Source organism: Bacillus pumilus, assembly GCF_900186955.1.
Taxonomy (GTDB): Bacteria; Bacillota; Bacilli; order Bacillales; family Bacillaceae; genus Bacillus; species Bacillus pumilus.
On record NZ_LT906438.1, the window covers coordinates 450,620 to 465,851 of the forward strand.

The 15,232-nt window shown below is 43.2% G+C and carries 16 protein-coding genes; 10 read left to right on the forward strand and 6 right to left on the reverse strand.

The window, feature by feature from the left end:
• Nucleotides 1–18: 18 nt before the first annotated feature.
• On the forward strand, nucleotides 19–1,407 hold the full coding sequence (locus CKW02_RS02190; protein ID WP_003214129.1) for an APC family permease: 1,389 nt from the start codon (nucleotides 19–21) through the stop codon (nucleotides 1,405–1,407).
• A complete protein-coding gene (locus CKW02_RS02195; RefSeq protein WP_003214039.1) occupies nucleotides 1,382–2,776 on the forward strand; it encodes an NAD-dependent succinate-semialdehyde dehydrogenase in 1,395 nt (464 codons plus the stop codon). The genes CKW02_RS02190 and CKW02_RS02195 overlap by 26 nt, the downstream gene beginning before the upstream one ends.
• Before the next feature lie 48 nt (nucleotides 2,777–2,824).
• Here CKW02_RS02195 and CKW02_RS02200 read toward each other — a convergent pair whose 3' ends face one another.
• From CKW02_RS02200 to CKW02_RS02210, 3 genes are all read right to left on the reverse strand, one after another.
• On the reverse strand, nucleotides 2,825–3,421 hold the full coding sequence (locus CKW02_RS02200; RefSeq protein ID WP_003213835.1) for an NAD(P)H-dependent oxidoreductase: 597 nt from the start codon (nucleotides 3,419–3,421) through the stop codon (nucleotides 2,825–2,827).
• A gap of 197 nt (nucleotides 3,422–3,618) precedes the next feature.
• Nucleotides 3,619–4,233 (reverse strand): YcnI family copper-binding membrane protein, encoded by a 615-nt coding sequence (locus CKW02_RS02205; RefSeq protein ID WP_003214390.1) that lies wholly within the window; start codon nucleotides 4,231–4,233, stop codon nucleotides 3,619–3,621.
• Between the two features lie 16 nt (nucleotides 4,234–4,249).
• Complete coding sequence (locus CKW02_RS02210; RefSeq protein ID WP_003214082.1) at nucleotides 4,250–5,884, reverse strand: copper resistance CopC/CopD family protein; 1,635 nt, start codon at nucleotides 5,882–5,884, stop codon at nucleotides 4,250–4,252.
• A 506-nt stretch (nucleotides 5,885–6,390) separates the two neighbouring features.
• Here CKW02_RS02210 and CKW02_RS02215 point away from each other — a divergent pair.
• From CKW02_RS02215 to CKW02_RS02235, 5 genes are all read left to right on the forward strand, one after another.
• Nucleotides 6,391–7,833 (forward strand): PTS mannitol transporter subunit IIBC, encoded by a 1,443-nt coding sequence (locus tag CKW02_RS02215; protein ID WP_003213904.1) that lies wholly within the window; start codon nucleotides 6,391–6,393, stop codon nucleotides 7,831–7,833.
• A gap of 95 nt (nucleotides 7,834–7,928) precedes the next feature.
• Nucleotides 7,929–8,363, forward strand: coding sequence for a PTS mannitol transporter subunit IIA (locus tag CKW02_RS02220; RefSeq protein ID WP_012008933.1), 435 nt, complete (start codon nucleotides 7,929–7,931; stop codon nucleotides 8,361–8,363).
• Between the two features lies 1 nt (nucleotide 8,364).
• A complete protein-coding gene (locus CKW02_RS02225) occupies nucleotides 8,365–9,486 on the forward strand; it encodes a mannitol-1-phosphate 5-dehydrogenase (protein ID WP_003213945.1) in 1,122 nt (373 codons plus the stop codon).
• Between the two features lie 97 nt (nucleotides 9,487–9,583).
• A complete protein-coding gene (locus CKW02_RS02230; protein ID WP_003214436.1) occupies nucleotides 9,584–11,332 on the forward strand; it encodes a methyl-accepting chemotaxis protein in 1,749 nt (582 codons plus the stop codon).
• A 227-nt stretch (nucleotides 11,333–11,559) separates the two neighbouring features.
• On the forward strand, nucleotides 11,560–11,952 hold the full coding sequence (locus CKW02_RS02235) for a RidA family protein (protein ID WP_003214208.1): 393 nt from the start codon (nucleotides 11,560–11,562) through the stop codon (nucleotides 11,950–11,952).
• 31 nt (nucleotides 11,953–11,983) lie between these two features.
• Here CKW02_RS02235 and CKW02_RS02240 read toward each other — a convergent pair whose 3' ends face one another.
• Genes CKW02_RS02240 through CKW02_RS02250 form a run of 3 tightly spaced genes read right to left on the reverse strand, consistent with a single transcriptional unit; the run spans nucleotide 11,984 to nucleotide 12,944 of the window.
• Nucleotides 11,984–12,223: a DUF2651 family protein gene (locus CKW02_RS02240; protein WP_003214096.1), complete on the reverse strand. Its 240-nt coding sequence runs from the start codon at nucleotides 12,221–12,223 to the stop codon at nucleotides 11,984–11,986.
• Nucleotides 12,224–12,248: 25 nt separating this feature from the next.
• Entirely contained in the window at nucleotides 12,249–12,542 is a 294-nt protein-coding gene (locus CKW02_RS02245; protein WP_003214359.1) for a DUF5316 family protein, read from the reverse strand.
• 24 nt (nucleotides 12,543–12,566) lie between these two features.
• Entirely contained in the window at nucleotides 12,567–12,944 is a 378-nt protein-coding gene (locus CKW02_RS02250) for a VOC family protein (protein ID WP_003214168.1), read from the reverse strand.
• A gap of 184 nt (nucleotides 12,945–13,128) precedes the next feature.
• On the opposite strand from CKW02_RS02250, the gene CKW02_RS02255 reads away from it, so the two are divergent.
• The 3 genes from CKW02_RS02255 to CKW02_RS02265 all read left to right on the forward strand — a co-directional run bounded on the left by CKW02_RS02255 (nucleotide 13,129) and on the right by CKW02_RS02265 (nucleotide 15,212).
• Nucleotides 13,129–13,398: an excalibur calcium-binding domain-containing protein gene (locus CKW02_RS02255; protein WP_003214076.1), complete on the forward strand. Its 270-nt coding sequence runs from the start codon at nucleotides 13,129–13,131 to the stop codon at nucleotides 13,396–13,398.
• A gap of 103 nt (nucleotides 13,399–13,501) precedes the next feature.
• Nucleotides 13,502–14,281, forward strand: a complete 780-nt coding sequence (locus CKW02_RS02260; protein ID WP_372706118.1) for a Cof-type HAD-IIB family hydrolase — start codon at nucleotides 13,502–13,504, stop codon at nucleotides 14,279–14,281.
• A 172-nt stretch (nucleotides 14,282–14,453) separates the two neighbouring features.
• The gene (locus tag CKW02_RS02265) at nucleotides 14,454–15,212 is read left to right on the forward strand and encodes a LamB/YcsF family protein (RefSeq protein WP_003214363.1); all 759 of its coding nucleotides are present in this window, start codon (nucleotides 14,454–14,456) and stop codon (nucleotides 15,210–15,212) included.
• Nucleotides 15,213–15,232: the final 20 nt, after the last annotated feature.

The window sequence follows — 15,232 nt, forward strand, 5'->3', positions numbered from 1 at the left end:
ACAAAGGGGGATGGTTGTATGCAAAAACAACAAATGGCAAAAACCATGTCGCAGTCTGACGTACTGTTTTTATCCATTGGTGCAATGCTTGGATGGGGCTGGGTTGTACTTTCGGGAGATTGGATTTTAACAGCTGGATTTTTAGGCAGTGTGATTGCCTTCGTTATAGGCGGTATTCTCGTCATTTTTATTGGACTGACGTATGCTGAGCTTTCGTCTGCGATTCCAGAGACAGGCGGAGGGCTCGTCTTTGTCCAGCGGGCATTTGGGATGAAATCAGCGTTCGTCTCAGCATGGGGCGTATTGTTTGGTTATGTGTCCGTCATTACGTTTGAGGCTGTTGCCTTGCCGACAGTTATTGATTATGTGATTCCAACACAGCATGTTGGCTTCCTATGGAATATAGGTGGATGGGACGTTTATTTCACATGGGTATTGATTGGTTCTGGCGGTGCACTGTTTTTAACAGCACTGAATTACATTGGGGCAAAGCCCGCAGCCATTTTTCAGTCTGTGTTCACAGTAGCGATTATTTTGACAGGCTTTCTCCTTTTAGGCGGCGCGACTTTTAATGGAGATTTTGCAAACCTTGAGCCAATGTTTCAAGGCGGGGTTGGCGGGCTTATGGCCGTGTTAGTCATGATTCCTTTTTTATTCGTTGGTTTTGATGTGATTCCGCAAGTAGCAGCAGAGATTAATGCGCCAAAGAAAATCATTGGGAGAATTTTAATTATCTCCATCGTGAGTGCGGTCGTATTTTACCTACTTATTGTCTTTGGGGTAGCTGCGGGGCTATCAAAAGGACAGCTTGAAGCCTCTTCATTGGCGACAGCAGATGCCATGGTGCAGCTTCTCGGTCATCAAGCATTTGGGACAGTGCTTGTCATTGGCGGTGTAGCAGGGATTGTGACGAGCTGGAATGCTTTTATTATCGGTGCAAGCCGTATTCTATACGCGATGGCGGAAAGAGGCATGATTTCCAAATGGTTTGCGTATATTCATCCAAAGTATAAAACGCCGACAAATGCCATTTTATTTCTTGGTGCTTTGGCCTTTTTCGCTCCATTATTAGGGCGCCCTGCTCTCGTATGGATTGTCAATGCGGGCGGTGTCGGGATCATCGTCGGGTACTTAATTGTGTCCATTGCTTTTATGAGACTTCGCAAAGTAGAACCAGAGCTTGAGCGTCCGTACCGCATTAAATATTGGCGAACGACAGGCGCTTTAGCCATCGGGCTAAGTCTCCTTTTTCTTTCATTTTATTTTCCAGGGATGCCGGCCTCCTTATCATGGCCAGCTGAATGGATATTGCTTTTAGGTTGGGCACTCATTGGGTATATACTATATGTAATGAATCCAAGAACGAAGGAGACGGTAGAGCATGACAAACGAACTCAAAGTGTATAATCCTGCAACAGGAGAAGAAATTGCTTCAGTTGCTCAGCATACAAAAGAACAGATCGAAGACGCCATTTCTCGCTCACATCAAGCATTCAAAGTATGGGCAAAAACGTCAGCGCATGAACGTGCCAATATCATTCGCAAGTGGTTTGATCTCATGATTGAACATAAAGAAAGGCTCGCAAAAATCATCACGGAAGAAAACGGGAAGCCGTATCAAGAAGCATTAGGCGAAATCGTTTATGCGGCTGGATATATTGAATGGTACGCAGAGGAAGCCAAACGAATCTACGGCAGAACCATTCCGTCACATACGACGAACAAACGCCTTTTTGTCACAAAGCAGCCAGTTGGACCTGTTGCGGCTATTACACCGTGGAATTTCCCAGCAGCCATGATCACGAGAAAGGCAGCACCAGCACTTGCAGCGGGCTGTACCTTTATTGTGAAGCCTGCCGAAGATACGCCGCTGACGGCTATTGAACTTGTGAAATTAGGCCACGAAGCCGGAATTCCAGAGGATGCCCTGCAATGGGTGGTTGGAGATGGAAAAGAAGTCGGTGAAATATTCACAGATAGTCCATTGATTCGCAAAATCACGTTCACAGGCTCAACGCCAGTCGGAAAGCATTTGATCAAAAACAGTGCAAGTACAGTCAAGCACGTATCAATGGAGCTTGGTGGTCATGCCCCGCTCATCGTAGACAAAGATGCCAACCTTGAACTAGCTGTCAAACAAGCAGCGGCATCTAAATTCCGTAATGCAGGACAAACCTGTGTCTGTGCCAACCGCTTAATTGTGCATGAAGACATTCATGAAGCATTTGCTCAAGTCTTTAGCAAAGAGGTCGAAAAGCTGAAAGTGGGAAATGGCTTTGAAGAGGGCACATCCATCGGCCCAATTATCAACAAGCGTGGCTTTGATAAAATTGTCAGCCAAATTCAAGATGCAGTCGATAAAGGGGCGAAAATCCTTGTCGGCGGAGATACGCATTTCGATGATGACAAGTCGTATTATTTTGTCCAGCCAACGGTTCTCACACATGTGGACCCTTCCATGAACATCATGCATGAAGAAACCTTTGGACCAGTGGCACCGATTACGACGTTCAAAACGCTAGATGAAGCGATTGAATTAGCGAACGATACACCTTTTGGTCTTGCAGCTTATTTTTTTACAGAAAATTATCGAAACGGCCTCTACATCTCAGAGAATCTTGATTACGGGATTATTGGCTGGAATGATGGCGGCCCATCGGCTGTTCAAGCACCATTCGGAGGAATGAAAGAAAGCGGAATTGGCCGTGAAGGCGGCATCGAAGGGATCGAACCTTATTTAGAAACCAAATATGTATCCATTGGTTTAGACGAATAGACGTGAAAAAGACTGTCCGAATAAGGAATCTCGGCAGTCTTTTTTATGTTAAACAGCCGGCGGAAAAAGCTGCTCCACCGTTTCTTTTGTTTCCTTCAGAATGTCGTGGATGTAATCTGCTGGTGCCTGCTCCATGCTGCTGAACAAAAGTCGTTCAACAGGCTCAACACCAATAAAATTGAAGACTTCTGTATCTGATGTCATTCGGTGGGAAGCGGAAACGATCCGGTTAGAGTCAAGAAAGGTCCTTGGAGCATCGTGCGTGTTGATAATGACACCTTTTTTGTGCCGAAGCAGGTTTTCAATAGCCCCATGCTCATTGATTTGATAAGCGAAGCCCTCAGAAAAAACGCGTTCTACATAGCCCTTTAGCATAGCGGGTAAGCCTGTCCACCAAATGGGGAAAATAAACGTTAGGACATCTGCTTGCTGAATCAGCTTCTGCTCTGTTTGAATGGCAATTGGGAGATCACCCCGTTTGATCGCAGCCTTTTCCAAGATGCTTAGTTCTGGTGAAAAACCAAGAGCATAAACATCACGAACAGTCACTTTATGACCATTGTTCAAAAGAGTGCTGACAACAAGATCTAATAAGGTTTGATTTAAGCTTTGCTGGGGATGAGCAAATATAATTAGATGGTTCATCTTATAGCCTCCTAGGTGGTCATGTGTCTCATTATGGCATGCGTCATCATCCTATTCAATCCTATATTGGTAATAATAGGTTGGGAAAATGGAGGTTGATCGTCCAAGCTTGCAGGCAAAGCCTTGCATCTCGTGTTCAGGCAAGGTGGAAAGAAACAAAGCGATCGTTTCCGTGAAAACGATCGCTTACGAATCAATTATTTCTTTCTAAAAGCAAGCACAAGCGCAATCAGTGCTACGACTAGAGCAGCAATGGACAACCCTAGCACAAGTGGTGAAGAAGAATTGGAGGCTGTTTCAGATGCCTTTTCTTCTTTTGGTTTTTCTTGACCATGTGAATCCGTTACCGTATTAGATGCGACAATGTTTGTGATCGAATGCGGCTTATCAGCATCTTGATCGCCAGTCCATTCAACGACCGTTCCATCCTTATAATATTGATACGCATCCCATGCAGCTTCCCCTGCTTTTTCAGGGTTTTTCGCTACAAAAACGAATTGCTGGAACTGTCCGGCAAGCACGCCTTTACCGGTTGCTTCCCAAGTCACTCTTGTCACCTTGCCATCTTTTTCTTCAGTTGACGTTTTCCATCCAGAGACTGGCTCATATTGTTGGAATTCGACGCCTTTAGGTATTGTCAAGACAACCTTAGTCGTTGGGCTGTCACTCTCAGAAGGAACTTTTAACGTATAGGTTTCCCACGCATTTGTCGCAGACGTATCAGGTTTGACTGTGACGTGAGCACTCACAGGAATCGCCAATAAAAATGAAGCGAGAAGCATTGGTAATAAAGCTTTAACGTATTTTTTCATATGGTATGAACTCCTTTTAGTTTCTTCTAATAAATGTGGTATCAATATTTTCAAAAGAACCAGTTAACGCATGGATGTCAATTTTCCAAGTACCTTTTTCATTTAACAAGAGGTTTTCAGCAGAGTAATGACCATTTTTTAATCGTTTGAGCTGAAATTCACTCGGTTTCTCTTCACCGAATAAGGCGACTTTATGGATCTTGGCTGACACAGATTGAATATCAGTAATCGTTTGTCCATCCTTCTTCGTAAATGCGACCTCGAATGTGTTTTTCCCCGGGGCATTCGGGGTAATGCTCATGGACACTATGTCACGATGCTCGACCTGGTTTGCGCCAAAGAACGGCTCAGGTGCAGGCGGAGGAGGGCTTGGAATATTGGTGAATACAGCTGTTAATAACAAGATAGCGATTCCGATGATCCACTCAGCTCGTAACGAAACGTTTTGTTTCTGTTTCTTTTCCCATCTTAGCATCAAGTAATGGACAAGCCCAAGAAGGCCCATCAAGATAAATAAGCCAAGCTTGATTAAAAAGGTTCGTCCGTATGCTGATTCGAAAAGAGCATCAAACGATTGCAAAATAAAGATCGCATTTACAAATCCTGAAAACACAATGAGTCCAACAGAAAGCAGTGCCCAAGGGTGAAACGCTGTTAACGTATTCCGTATGAGCGGCTGATCTTCATTTGGCAGCTTCTTCAACAATAAAAGCACAATGGCTGTTAAACCACCGACCCAGATTGATGCAGAAACGAGATGGATGAAATCAAGTGACGTTGTCAGTATTTTATTATCCGTTGCTGCTGGATGTCCGATTTGTGCCTTCAGCCAGAGAAGTACTGCGAATAGGAGCAGTGGAAACAACCATACCCGAAAAGAAGTGAAATCCCCTTTTTTCATCGCAACTAGGCTCCAAATGGTCAGAAGAACAAATGACACCATGAGCATCATCCACAAACTACCGCCAGAAGTCGACGCAATGGTTTCTTGTAAAAGCGCTGGCTGAAATGCTCCCCAAAAAGACACGTCTGCCGCTGATTTTGTTTGAATCGGCAGCTGGAACACGAGTGCACCGCCCATCATGATCAGTGACAATGTCAAAAGCCGTTTCATTCGTTTCGCTAATACAGGTGAAATGGCTGCTTTAAACCAAAACAGTCCAAACAAAATGGTCCCGAGAAATAAGCTAAACGACGTATAAAGAAAGGCTTTATCAATGGTCGAGGCAACATCGATGGATTCATTCGTTTGACCTTGATCTAATTGGTCAAAACCGCCATCCGCTTTGCCAATACTAAACGGGATCATGCCAGAGACAGAGTGTCCGTCTGCTGATACAGCATTCCATTGAATGGTGTAAATTCCCTTTGGTAAATCCTTTTTTAAAGCAGCTTCCATGATTTTTTGATCTTTGATGACCGTATCACCTTGATCCACACGATCTCCTTTTGCATTTAGCACCTTAATGGCATGAAATCCACTTTCAATTCCTTCACTAAATGTGATAGAGACCGAAGGAGGCTGCTTCTCCAGCTCTTCATTTGCTGCTGGATTCGAGCTGACGACGTATGCATGGGCAAATGCTTCCTTTGGAATGAAAAAAGCAAACGTAACGATAAGGAGCAGAAGCCACTTACTATGTTTCAACAAGTGTATAACCGCCTTTCTACCTATGAAAATGTCTCATGTATCAGAAAGAAAGCGGCAGTAAACTGTGAGTCACAGAAAAAACCGCTCCTCCTATTGTGCCGCTCACTCTAAAAGGTAAACGAAACAAACAGCAAGGTGGTTCACTTTTTCTGTGTCATGTCTGCGCAGACATTTCTTGATTGAATAGGTTTGATCATGTATAAGCCTATTCGATTTAAGAAGAGGAAACAAGAAGTGACGATTTGAAAGTTGTGAAATTCCAATGAATTTTGCGTCAAAACCACGGCACATCAACTTTTTTACTCTATTTGTCCTATGCTCTGACAGAGAATTCACATCATATTTCAATTTTGTCACACACTAAGTGACAAAGTGACATTTAGTTTCAATTGAAGGAGAAGTGAAAGCGTTTTACGATAAGGTTAAGGGCTTCACTGACACTTGTTCTTATATCTTTTGACCTATAAAGCCCTAAATAAAGGGAAAGAAGAAAGGAGTTTTCATAGATGCAGGAAAAAAGCGGATTCCGCGTAAAAGTACAGCGCTTTGGAAGCTATTTAAGCGGCATGATTATGCCGAATATTGGAGCATTTATCGCTTGGGGACTCATTACGGCCTTATTCATTCCGAGTGGCTATTTGCCAAATGAACAATTAGCTTCACTTGTTGGCCCAATGATCAACTACTTACTGCCGCTCTTAATTGGTTACACAGGCGGTAAACTCGTATACGACCATCGAGGCGGGGTACTCGGTGCAACTGCGACGATTGGGGTCATTGTCGGTTCGGACATTCCAATGTTTTTAGGTGCCATGATCATGGGACCACTTGGCGGTTACTTGATTAAGAAAATTGATCAGCTCTTCAAAGATCGAATCAAATCGGGCTTTGAAATGCTTGTGAATAACTTTACGGCAGGGATTTTAGGTGCCATTCTTGTCGCGATTGCCTTCTACGCCATCGGACCAGTGGTACTTGGTCTAAATAAAGCCCTTGCGGCAGGTGTAGATATCATTGTGAATGCACATTTGCTTCCGCTAGCAAGTATTTTCATTGAACCAGCGAAAGTCTTGTTCTTAAACAATGCGATTAATCAAGGGATCTTAGGTCCTTTAGGAGTAGAGCAAGCGGCGAAGACAGGGCAGTCCGTTCTGTTCTTGCTTGAAACAAACCCAGGGCCAGGTTTAGGTGTTCTACTTGCATACATGTTCTTCGGAAGAGGGAATGCAAAGCAGTCTGCACCGGGTGCGATTGTCATTCAATTTTTAGGAGGAATTCATGAGATTTACTTCCCGTACATCTTAATGAAACCAAAGCTCATTTTGGCGGTGATTGCAGGGGGAGCGAGCGGCGTTCTGACCTTTACCCTGTTAAATGCAGGCTTAAAGGCTGTGCCGTCACCAGGAAGTATTATCGCTCTCATGCTGATGTCACCAAAAGGCGGACATCTTGCTGTTCTAGCAGGTGTTGTCGTGGCTACCGTCGTCTCATTCCTTGTCGCTTCTGTGATTTTAAAAGCTTCAAAAGCAGTTGACGAAGACTTAACAGCAGCAACAGAAAAAATGCAGGACATGAAAGGGAAGAAAAGCGCAGCCGCCTCTGCTCTTACAGCACAAAAAGAAGACGCTGAAGCAAATGAGCAAGCAGCATCTCCAAGTGATGTCAATCCAGATGATGTGAACAAAATCATCTTTGCCTGTGATGCAGGAATGGGCTCAAGTGCAATGGGCGCATCCATCTTAAAGAATAAAGTCAAAAAGGCAGAGCTTGATATTGATGTGACAAACACATCCATCAGCAACATTCCAAATGATGCTGATGTGGTCTTCACTCATAAAGATTTAACAGACAGAGCCAAGGCAAAATTGCCAGGCGCTGTGCATATCTCAGTTGATAATTTCTTAAACAGCCCGAAATACGATGAGCTGATTGAGAAATTGAAAAAATAACATGGTGAAACGGGTTGAGTTCAATTTTTCTTCATTGAACTCCCCGTTTTGGTTGTTTTCCTGATTTTCCATTCTAAAAAAAGGTGTGATCATTCATGAAACAAGTACTATCAAAAGACAATATTTTTCTAAACGAACAAGCAGGCTCGAAAGAAGAAGCCATTAAAAAAGCAGGCGAAGTCCTAGTGGCAAATGGCTATGTCACAAGTGATTATGTTGACAAAATGTTTGAAAGAGAAAATATCTCGTCTACATTTATGGGCAACGGGATTGCGATTCCTCATGGAACAGAGGATGCGAAAGCAGCTGTCCTTCATTCTGGGATTTCCATCATTCAAATTCCAGATGGCGTTGAATACGGCGAAGGAAATATCGCCAAAGTCGTCTTTGGCATCGCAGGTAAAAACAACGAACATCTCGATATTCTTTCTCAAATTGCGATTGTCTGTTCAGAAGAGGAAAATGTAGAACGCATCATCCATGCAAAGGATCAGGATGAATTGATCGCCATCTTTAACGAGGTGAACTAACATGAAGGCACTTCATTTTGGAGCAGGGAATATTGGCAGAGGGTTTATCGGTTCTTTGTTAAAAACATCAGGCTTTGAGCTTGTCTTCACTGATGTAAATGAAGCGGTCATCAACGAGCTGAATGCAAGAGGAGAATACACGGTTGAACTCGCAGCACCAGGTCAGAAGCAAGAAGTAGTCGGTCCAGTGACAGCGATCAATTCTGCACAAGACCCAGCGGCATTAACAGAGGCGGTGGCATCAGTCGATTTGATTACAACAGCTGTTGGACCAACCGTTTTGAAGATCATTGCTTCATCGATTGCTGAAGGATTGAAACAGAAAAAGCCTGACCATATCATCAACATCGTGGCATGTGAAAATATGATTGGAGGCAGCTCTCATTTAAAAGAAGCCGTTTTCTCTCATCTAACAGAAGAGGAACAAGAAGCGTTATCAAAAACAGTTGGTTTTCCAAACGCTGCTGTGGACCGCATTGTGCCGATTCAGCACCATGAGGACATTCTAAAAGTATCAGTCGAGCCTTTTTTCGAGTGGGTCATTGATGAGACTGGCTTTATTGGGGACGTTCCTCAAATTGACGGAGCGACCTTTGTACAAGATTTGACGCCGTATATTGAGCGCAAGCTCTTTACTGTCAATACAGGACATGCACTAGCGGCTTATGTCGGGTATCAGCAAGGCGTTCAAACGATTAAAGAAGCCGTCGATACACCAGAGATTCGCAAGGTGGTTGAAGGCGCACTGCACGAAACGGGCAGTTATTTAATCGACACATATGGCTTTGAAAAAGAAGAACATGATGCGTATATTCAAAAAATCATCAAACGATTCGAAAATGCTTTTATCTCCGACGAAGTCACTCGCGTTGCACGCTCTCCTCTTAGAAAGCTAGGAGCAGATGACCGTTTAATCGGTCCGGCGAAAAAGATCAAGCAGCCAGTGTACTTAATCAAAGGCATTGCTGCAGCTCTCGCTTATGACTTCGCCGAAGACGAAGAAGCGGTTCGTTTGCAGGCATTAAGAAAAGAAAAAGGCATTGAAGGTGTGCTGGAAGAAGTATGTGGCCTCACGCCAGCAGATGATCTCTATCAAGCCATTCTTAAAGAAACAGCTCGATAATTAGAAAATCCCTTTCCAACGAGTGAAAGGGATTTTTTGATGACTTTTTAATACTTTACCCCGTTTGTCGATATATGAAGTAAGGGGGAATTTGTATATGAAAAGGAAAATGTTTGCGTCAAGGAGTGTCTTTTTTCAATTAATGTCTGCCATTATCGTCATCACGATCTTAACCGGCGGACTTGTTGGGACAACGGGGTATTTATTAGCGAAACATGTCTTAATTGATGCGGGGAAAGCAGATTTAAAGCACATCGTCAGCGGAGCAATGGCTACACTTGAACAGTTGAATGATCGTGTAGAGAAAAAAGAACTGACGCTCGATCAGGCACAGGAACAAGCCCGCATTTACTTGAGCGGGCCAAAAAATGACAACGGGAAAGGGTACCAATTTCAAAAGTCAGATTTTATCTATAAAAATAAAGGCTATCTTGTCGCATATGGAGCAGATTATTCCTCTCAAGTCCATCCTGTCAATGACATTGGCGTCATTCCAGATAACACGACCAATCGTGAAAAAATGGTCGCTGGAGCCAAATCAGAAGGCGAGGATGCACACTATGTGACCTATTTAGATAAGGACGATGCCACTGGGGAAGAAAAGCAAAAGCTTGCCTATATGAGCCAGTTCACGCCCTGGAATTGGAGTATCGGCATTGCCGTCTTTCAGGATGAATTTTATAAAGAATTAGAGCAGATGAAGCTCTATATCATGCTCATTACAGCAGGTGTCGCTCTTCTCAGTCTTGGCGTCTTTTATTTAGCTGCTCGAAGAAAGGTCAGACTGCTCAAACAAGTCACTGCTGCTTCAAAAGAAATTGCGGAGGGGAATCTTGAACGCACGAGTTTAAAAGAGACAACAGATGAAATTGGACAGCTGGCAAAAGGCTTTAATCATATGTCAGGAGAACTCCGGACACTTGTAAGCGGTCTACAGGAAACGAGCAGTCAACTCGTCGAATCAGCCACAGATTTATCAGCAATATCTGAAGAAACCTCAGCCAGCAGTGAAGAGATTGGCCGAGCGATTGGTGACATATCGACTGGAACACTTCATCAGGCATCGGACCTTGATGTAGCGAATCAACAAATGACCCAGTTCAATCAATCCATTGAGAACGTCAAAGAACAAAGTGACCAAATTAAACGGATCTCTGACCAATCGAGTCAATCATCGAAGCAGGGTCAGCAAATTGTTCAGCAATTAAAACAATCAAATGAACAATCCATTCAAGCATCTCAAGGCATTAGAGCAGGCATTGAGCAATTAAGTACAAAAGTACAGGATATCTCTAAAATTACAGATACGATTGAAAGTATTTCAAATGAGACGAATTTACTTGCGCTGAATGCCAGCATAGAAGCAGCACGCGCAGGAGAGCACGGCAAGGGCTTCTCGGTTGTGGCGAGTGAAGTGCGGAATTTAGCAGAGCAGACAAAACAATCAGCAGTGCAAATTCAGCAAATGGTACAAGGCATTAAAGAAGAAACGACGGCAACAGCCGACATGATGTCAAACACAATGGATCGTTTCGCTGAGTTAGATGACGCGGTACATGCAACAGAACATGAATTCAATGCCATCTCTACGTCGATTTCACAAACCATCGTTGAAACAGACGCAATGGCAAAAGAGCTGAATGCATTACTAGAGCAAAACGACCTCATCACAAAAGCCATGCAAGGCGCAGCCCATATTTCTCAGGAAAATGCCGCTGCGATCGAAGAGATCACCGCATCCACAGACGAACAAGTGACAGCCATCTCTAATGTGGCAAAAGCAGCAGAAAGACTCAATGAACTAAGCATACGATTGAATCACGATATTGCGCGCTATCGTCTATAAACCATTTTGACTGAACGTCTCGTTTCAGGTACTATATAGTTAATCAAAACCTTGCTCACGCAATCAAAAGGGAGTGTTCCGGTCATGAAAAAGAAAATATTGATGTTCTTACCTTGTGGCTATGGATACTCCACTGCTGTTTTCTTTTAGGATAGATAGAAATTGGTGAAGTCTGTCTACATGAAGAGAAATCTAGCAGAAAAATCAAAGTGAGTGAGGGAAATCATATGGAAAAAATCACAAGAAAAAACCCAGAAAGTATGCCGAAGCCCGTTGGCAGCTATAGTCATATCACAAGAGTACCAAAGGGCGCGGCATTATTTGTTACATCGGGTCAAGTCGGAACAGATATCGATGGACAGGTACCATCAAGTTTAAACGACCAGGTAACCAATACGTTTGAAAATATCAAAAAAATCCTTGAATCAGAAGGATTGAATGAAGAGCATGTCATCAAGGTCAATATATGGGCAACAGAAGAAATCGACTGGGATCATCTATATCCTCAGTGGGATACGATCTTCAAAACAGCTTACCCATCAATGACGGTTGCTTATGTATCAGCTTTAGGATGGCCTGAGCTGAAAATTGAAATTGAGCTATGGTGCGCCGATATATGATCAAAAAAAGAACAGTGCAAACTGTTCTTTTTTACTTGAACCGAAACCGCTTTGTCATCCATGCAGCGATCAACGTAAAGACGGTGTAGATGATGACCCAAATGAGAAAGGATTCATCCCCGCCAATGTATGTGTACATGAGAATGACGCTGGCTAACAGGACAATCAAAGTCGGCATCCAAACATTCTTCAAAAGCATTGTGCCAAAAATGCCAATCAGCACAGAAAGAATAGGGAAGCCAAATACAACGAATAAAATAAAAACAGCCATATGACGAACTCCTTTTAACAAGTGTTTACATTAAAAAATAAAAGATCGACACTGCCATGTGCGGAAGTGCAAAGATCATCATGAGAAAGGCCGTATCCAGACGCCACATGCGGTGTTCTTTCGTTTCAGAATGATAGGCGGCTCTTGTTTCATTTCCGCTTGTCCAAGCCCCCATTAGAAGCCCAGACATCATGATCCCGATAATAGAGATTCCACCACTGACCCATCCTATCCACTCATGGTGCTGCAAAATAATAGCGGCACTGCAAATCACAATCATCGAACAAACACCGGCGATAAAGGCATGTTTTTTTCTCATACTGGTTCACTCCTTTAAACAGGATTAGGAGACGGCATCACATATTTCAATGAAATGACCATCAGGATCAGCGACATAAGCGACGGTTTGACCCCATGGTTTTTTTGCAGGTTCTTTGATGATCGAAACCCCTTTTTCCTTCATTGATGCAATGGTTTGTTCCACATCATCCACAACAAATCCAATCTCAAACGTTTGCGAGGATTGATTTGCTTCAGGGACAGGCAATCCAAGTGCATCTTTGACATCCTGACGCGAGTTAATCGATAATGTCACGTCCCCCGTGTCAAACTCAACATAGGATTCAACCCTAAGTTTCATAGGAAAGCCAAGTACATGTTGATAGAAATGAATACTTGCCTCAACATCGTTTACATATAGAATGGTATATTTCATTTTCATGTGAAAAACTCCTCTCTCCATATACGTGTCAAAACCGGAAAGGTTTCCCACTCAGTGTACCATATAGGATATAAAGCATGTTTTATTCCAAAAAAATCAATATATTTAGCTCGATAGTCTTGAAAAACAAAAAGTGGTGACATATGATAAAAATGTAAAAATAGAAAAAATAGGGGGATTCTACATGTTGAAAAAAATCATGGTGGCTGTCTTGTCCTTAGGTCTTTTACTAAGCGTTACACAAGTCGACACCCACACTGCAGATGCAAAAACAGTCAAGTCCTACAAAAACTGCAAAGCGCTGAACAAAGTCTATAAAGGCGGCGTAGCGAAAAGCAAAAACACGAAAAACAAAGGCGGCAAAACAAAGTACAAGCCGTATGTGTCAAAAGCACTTTACCAAAAAAATAAGCGACTTGACCGTGATAAAGACGGGATTGCATGTGAACGCTAAGCCAATGCGAAGAGACCTGTAACAAGGTCTTTTTTCTATGGGATCAAACTCGTCCCTTTGTGCCATCTCCCTCTTTATATTAAAATAAAGATAGTTACAAAAAATGATACAAAGTGGGGTACTCAATTTGTCCATTCAAGCTGATAAGAAAGACATCCGATTGATTGCCATTGATATGGATGGCACGCTGTTAAACAGTGAACACGTCATTCCAGAGGAAAATAAACAAGCCATTAAAGATGCTGAAGCAAAAGGGGTCCATGTGGTGATTAGCACAGGGCGGACGCTGATGACATGCCGAGAGCTGGTTGAGCCGCTTAAACTGTCTTCTTACCTTGTGACAGCAAACGGAAGTGAAATCTGGGATTCAAACTTCCAACTGATCGAACGAGATCTATTGCATCCTGATCATGTCCAAATGATGTGGGATCTAAAAAATAGATATGAAACCGATTACTGGGCTTCCACTGTGGAGAAGGTGTGGAGAGGTGAATTCCCAGAACGAATTCATGACCACGAATGGCTGAAATTCGGCTTTGAAATTCATGACGATGACGTTCGTGAGGAAGTGCTCAATACACTGAAAACAAATGGTCATCTAGAGATTACAAATTCAAGTCCAACCAATATCGAAGTCAACGCAGCTGGCATTAACAAAGCGGCAGCTCTTGCAAAGGTAGCAGAACGCATTGGCTGTACGATGGACAATGTCATGTCACTTGGCGACAGCCTAAATGATATGGCTATGATCCAAGAAGCCGGATTAGGCATTGCGATGGGAAATGCGCAAGAAGTGGTAAAAGAAGCCGCTGATTGGATTACAGCTCCTAACACAGAACACGGTGTAGCAAAAGCCATCCAGCATTGGGTGCTGTCTAAATAAAGAACATGATGAAAAAGCGAGAGGCGATATCCTCTCGCTTTTTTATGTCCTAGTTCTATTGTTATGTTTTCTGACAATGTCATGTGCAATCTATCCAAAATTGATATAATCAATATAAATTCGAATATTCGGACTTTATGTTCCGTTATTCGGAACAACAAGGAGGGATCCTATGTATCAAGTAGATATCAACTGTGATTTGGGAGAAAGCTTTGGTCAATATACTATCGGTTCGGATGAACAAATTTTAGAATATGTCACCTCAGCCAACATCGCTTGTGGTTTTCATGCAGGAGATCCAACAGTCATGAGAAAAACCGTCAGAATGGCACTGGATAAAGGGGTCCGAATTGGCGCGCATCCGGGTCTGCAAGATTTAGTCGGCTTTGGCAGACGTCCAATGGCGATTTCAGCAGAGGAAGCCTATGATCTCGTCGTCTATCAAATTGGCGCTCTATCAGCCTTTCTCAAAGCAGAAGGCGGCACGATGCAGCATGTCAAGCCACACGGCGCCCTGTACAACATGGCGGCTAAAAATACTGAATTATCTGAATCGATTGCGAAGGCTGTGTATCATGTCGATCCAAGTCTTGTATTATACGGGCTTTCAGGCAGTGAACTTGCGATAGCAGGTGAGAGAATGGGTCTTCAAGTGGCGCATGAAGTATTTTCTGATCGGACCTATCAATCAGACGGGACGCTGACATCCCGCCGCGAACCACACGCACTCATTGAAGACGATGAACTGGCCGTTCAGCAGGTCGTTCGTATGGTGAGAGAAGGGAAGGTTCATACCGTTCAAGGGGAAGACATTTCGCTTAAAGCGGATACTGTCTGTATTCATGGAGACGGCATCCATGCGCTCCAATTTGCCAAAACTATTACATCAAAGCTAAAAGAAGCGAGCATTCATCTCAAAGCCTTTCAATAAAAATCGTCATCAAAGGGGGA

Excerpts from the sequence above, each read along its gene's own strand:
- CKW02_RS02190 (WP_003214129.1), top strand. The coding sequence starts at position 19 with ATGCAAAAACAACAAATGGCAAAAACCATGTCGCAGTCTGACGTACTG.
- CKW02_RS02195 (WP_003214039.1), top strand. The coding sequence starts at position 1,382 with ATGACAAACGAACTCAAAGTGTATAATCCTGCAACAGGAGAAGAAATT.
- CKW02_RS02200 (WP_003213835.1), bottom strand. The coding sequence starts at position 3,421 with ATGAACCATCTAATTATATTTGCTCATCCCCAGCAAAGCTTAAATCAA.
- CKW02_RS02205 (WP_003214390.1), bottom strand. The coding sequence starts at position 4,233 with ATGAAAAAATACGTTAAAGCTTTATTACCAATGCTTCTCGCTTCATTT.
- CKW02_RS02215 (WP_003213904.1), top strand. The coding sequence starts at position 6,391 with ATGCAGGAAAAAAGCGGATTCCGCGTAAAAGTACAGCGCTTTGGAAGC.
- CKW02_RS02220 (WP_012008933.1), top strand. The coding sequence starts at position 7,929 with ATGAAACAAGTACTATCAAAAGACAATATTTTTCTAAACGAACAAGCA.
- CKW02_RS02225 (WP_003213945.1), top strand. The coding sequence starts at position 8,365 with ATGAAGGCACTTCATTTTGGAGCAGGGAATATTGGCAGAGGGTTTATC.
- CKW02_RS02230 (WP_003214436.1), top strand. The coding sequence starts at position 9,584 with ATGAAAAGGAAAATGTTTGCGTCAAGGAGTGTCTTTTTTCAATTAATG.
- CKW02_RS02235 (WP_003214208.1), top strand. The coding sequence starts at position 11,560 with ATGGAAAAAATCACAAGAAAAAACCCAGAAAGTATGCCGAAGCCCGTT.
- CKW02_RS02240 (WP_003214096.1), bottom strand. The coding sequence starts at position 12,223 with ATGGCTGTTTTTATTTTATTCGTTGTATTTGGCTTCCCTATTCTTTCT.
- CKW02_RS02245 (WP_003214359.1), bottom strand. The coding sequence starts at position 12,542 with ATGAGAAAAAAACATGCCTTTATCGCCGGTGTTTGTTCGATGATTGTG.
- CKW02_RS02250 (WP_003214168.1), bottom strand. The coding sequence starts at position 12,944 with ATGAAAATGAAATATACCATTCTATATGTAAACGATGTTGAGGCAAGT.
- CKW02_RS02255 (WP_003214076.1), top strand. The coding sequence starts at position 13,129 with ATGTTGAAAAAAATCATGGTGGCTGTCTTGTCCTTAGGTCTTTTACTA.
- CKW02_RS02260 (WP_372706118.1), top strand. The coding sequence starts at position 13,502 with ATGATACAAAGTGGGGTACTCAATTTGTCCATTCAAGCTGATAAGAAA.
- CKW02_RS02265 (WP_003214363.1), top strand. The coding sequence starts at position 14,454 with ATGTATCAAGTAGATATCAACTGTGATTTGGGAGAAAGCTTTGGTCAA.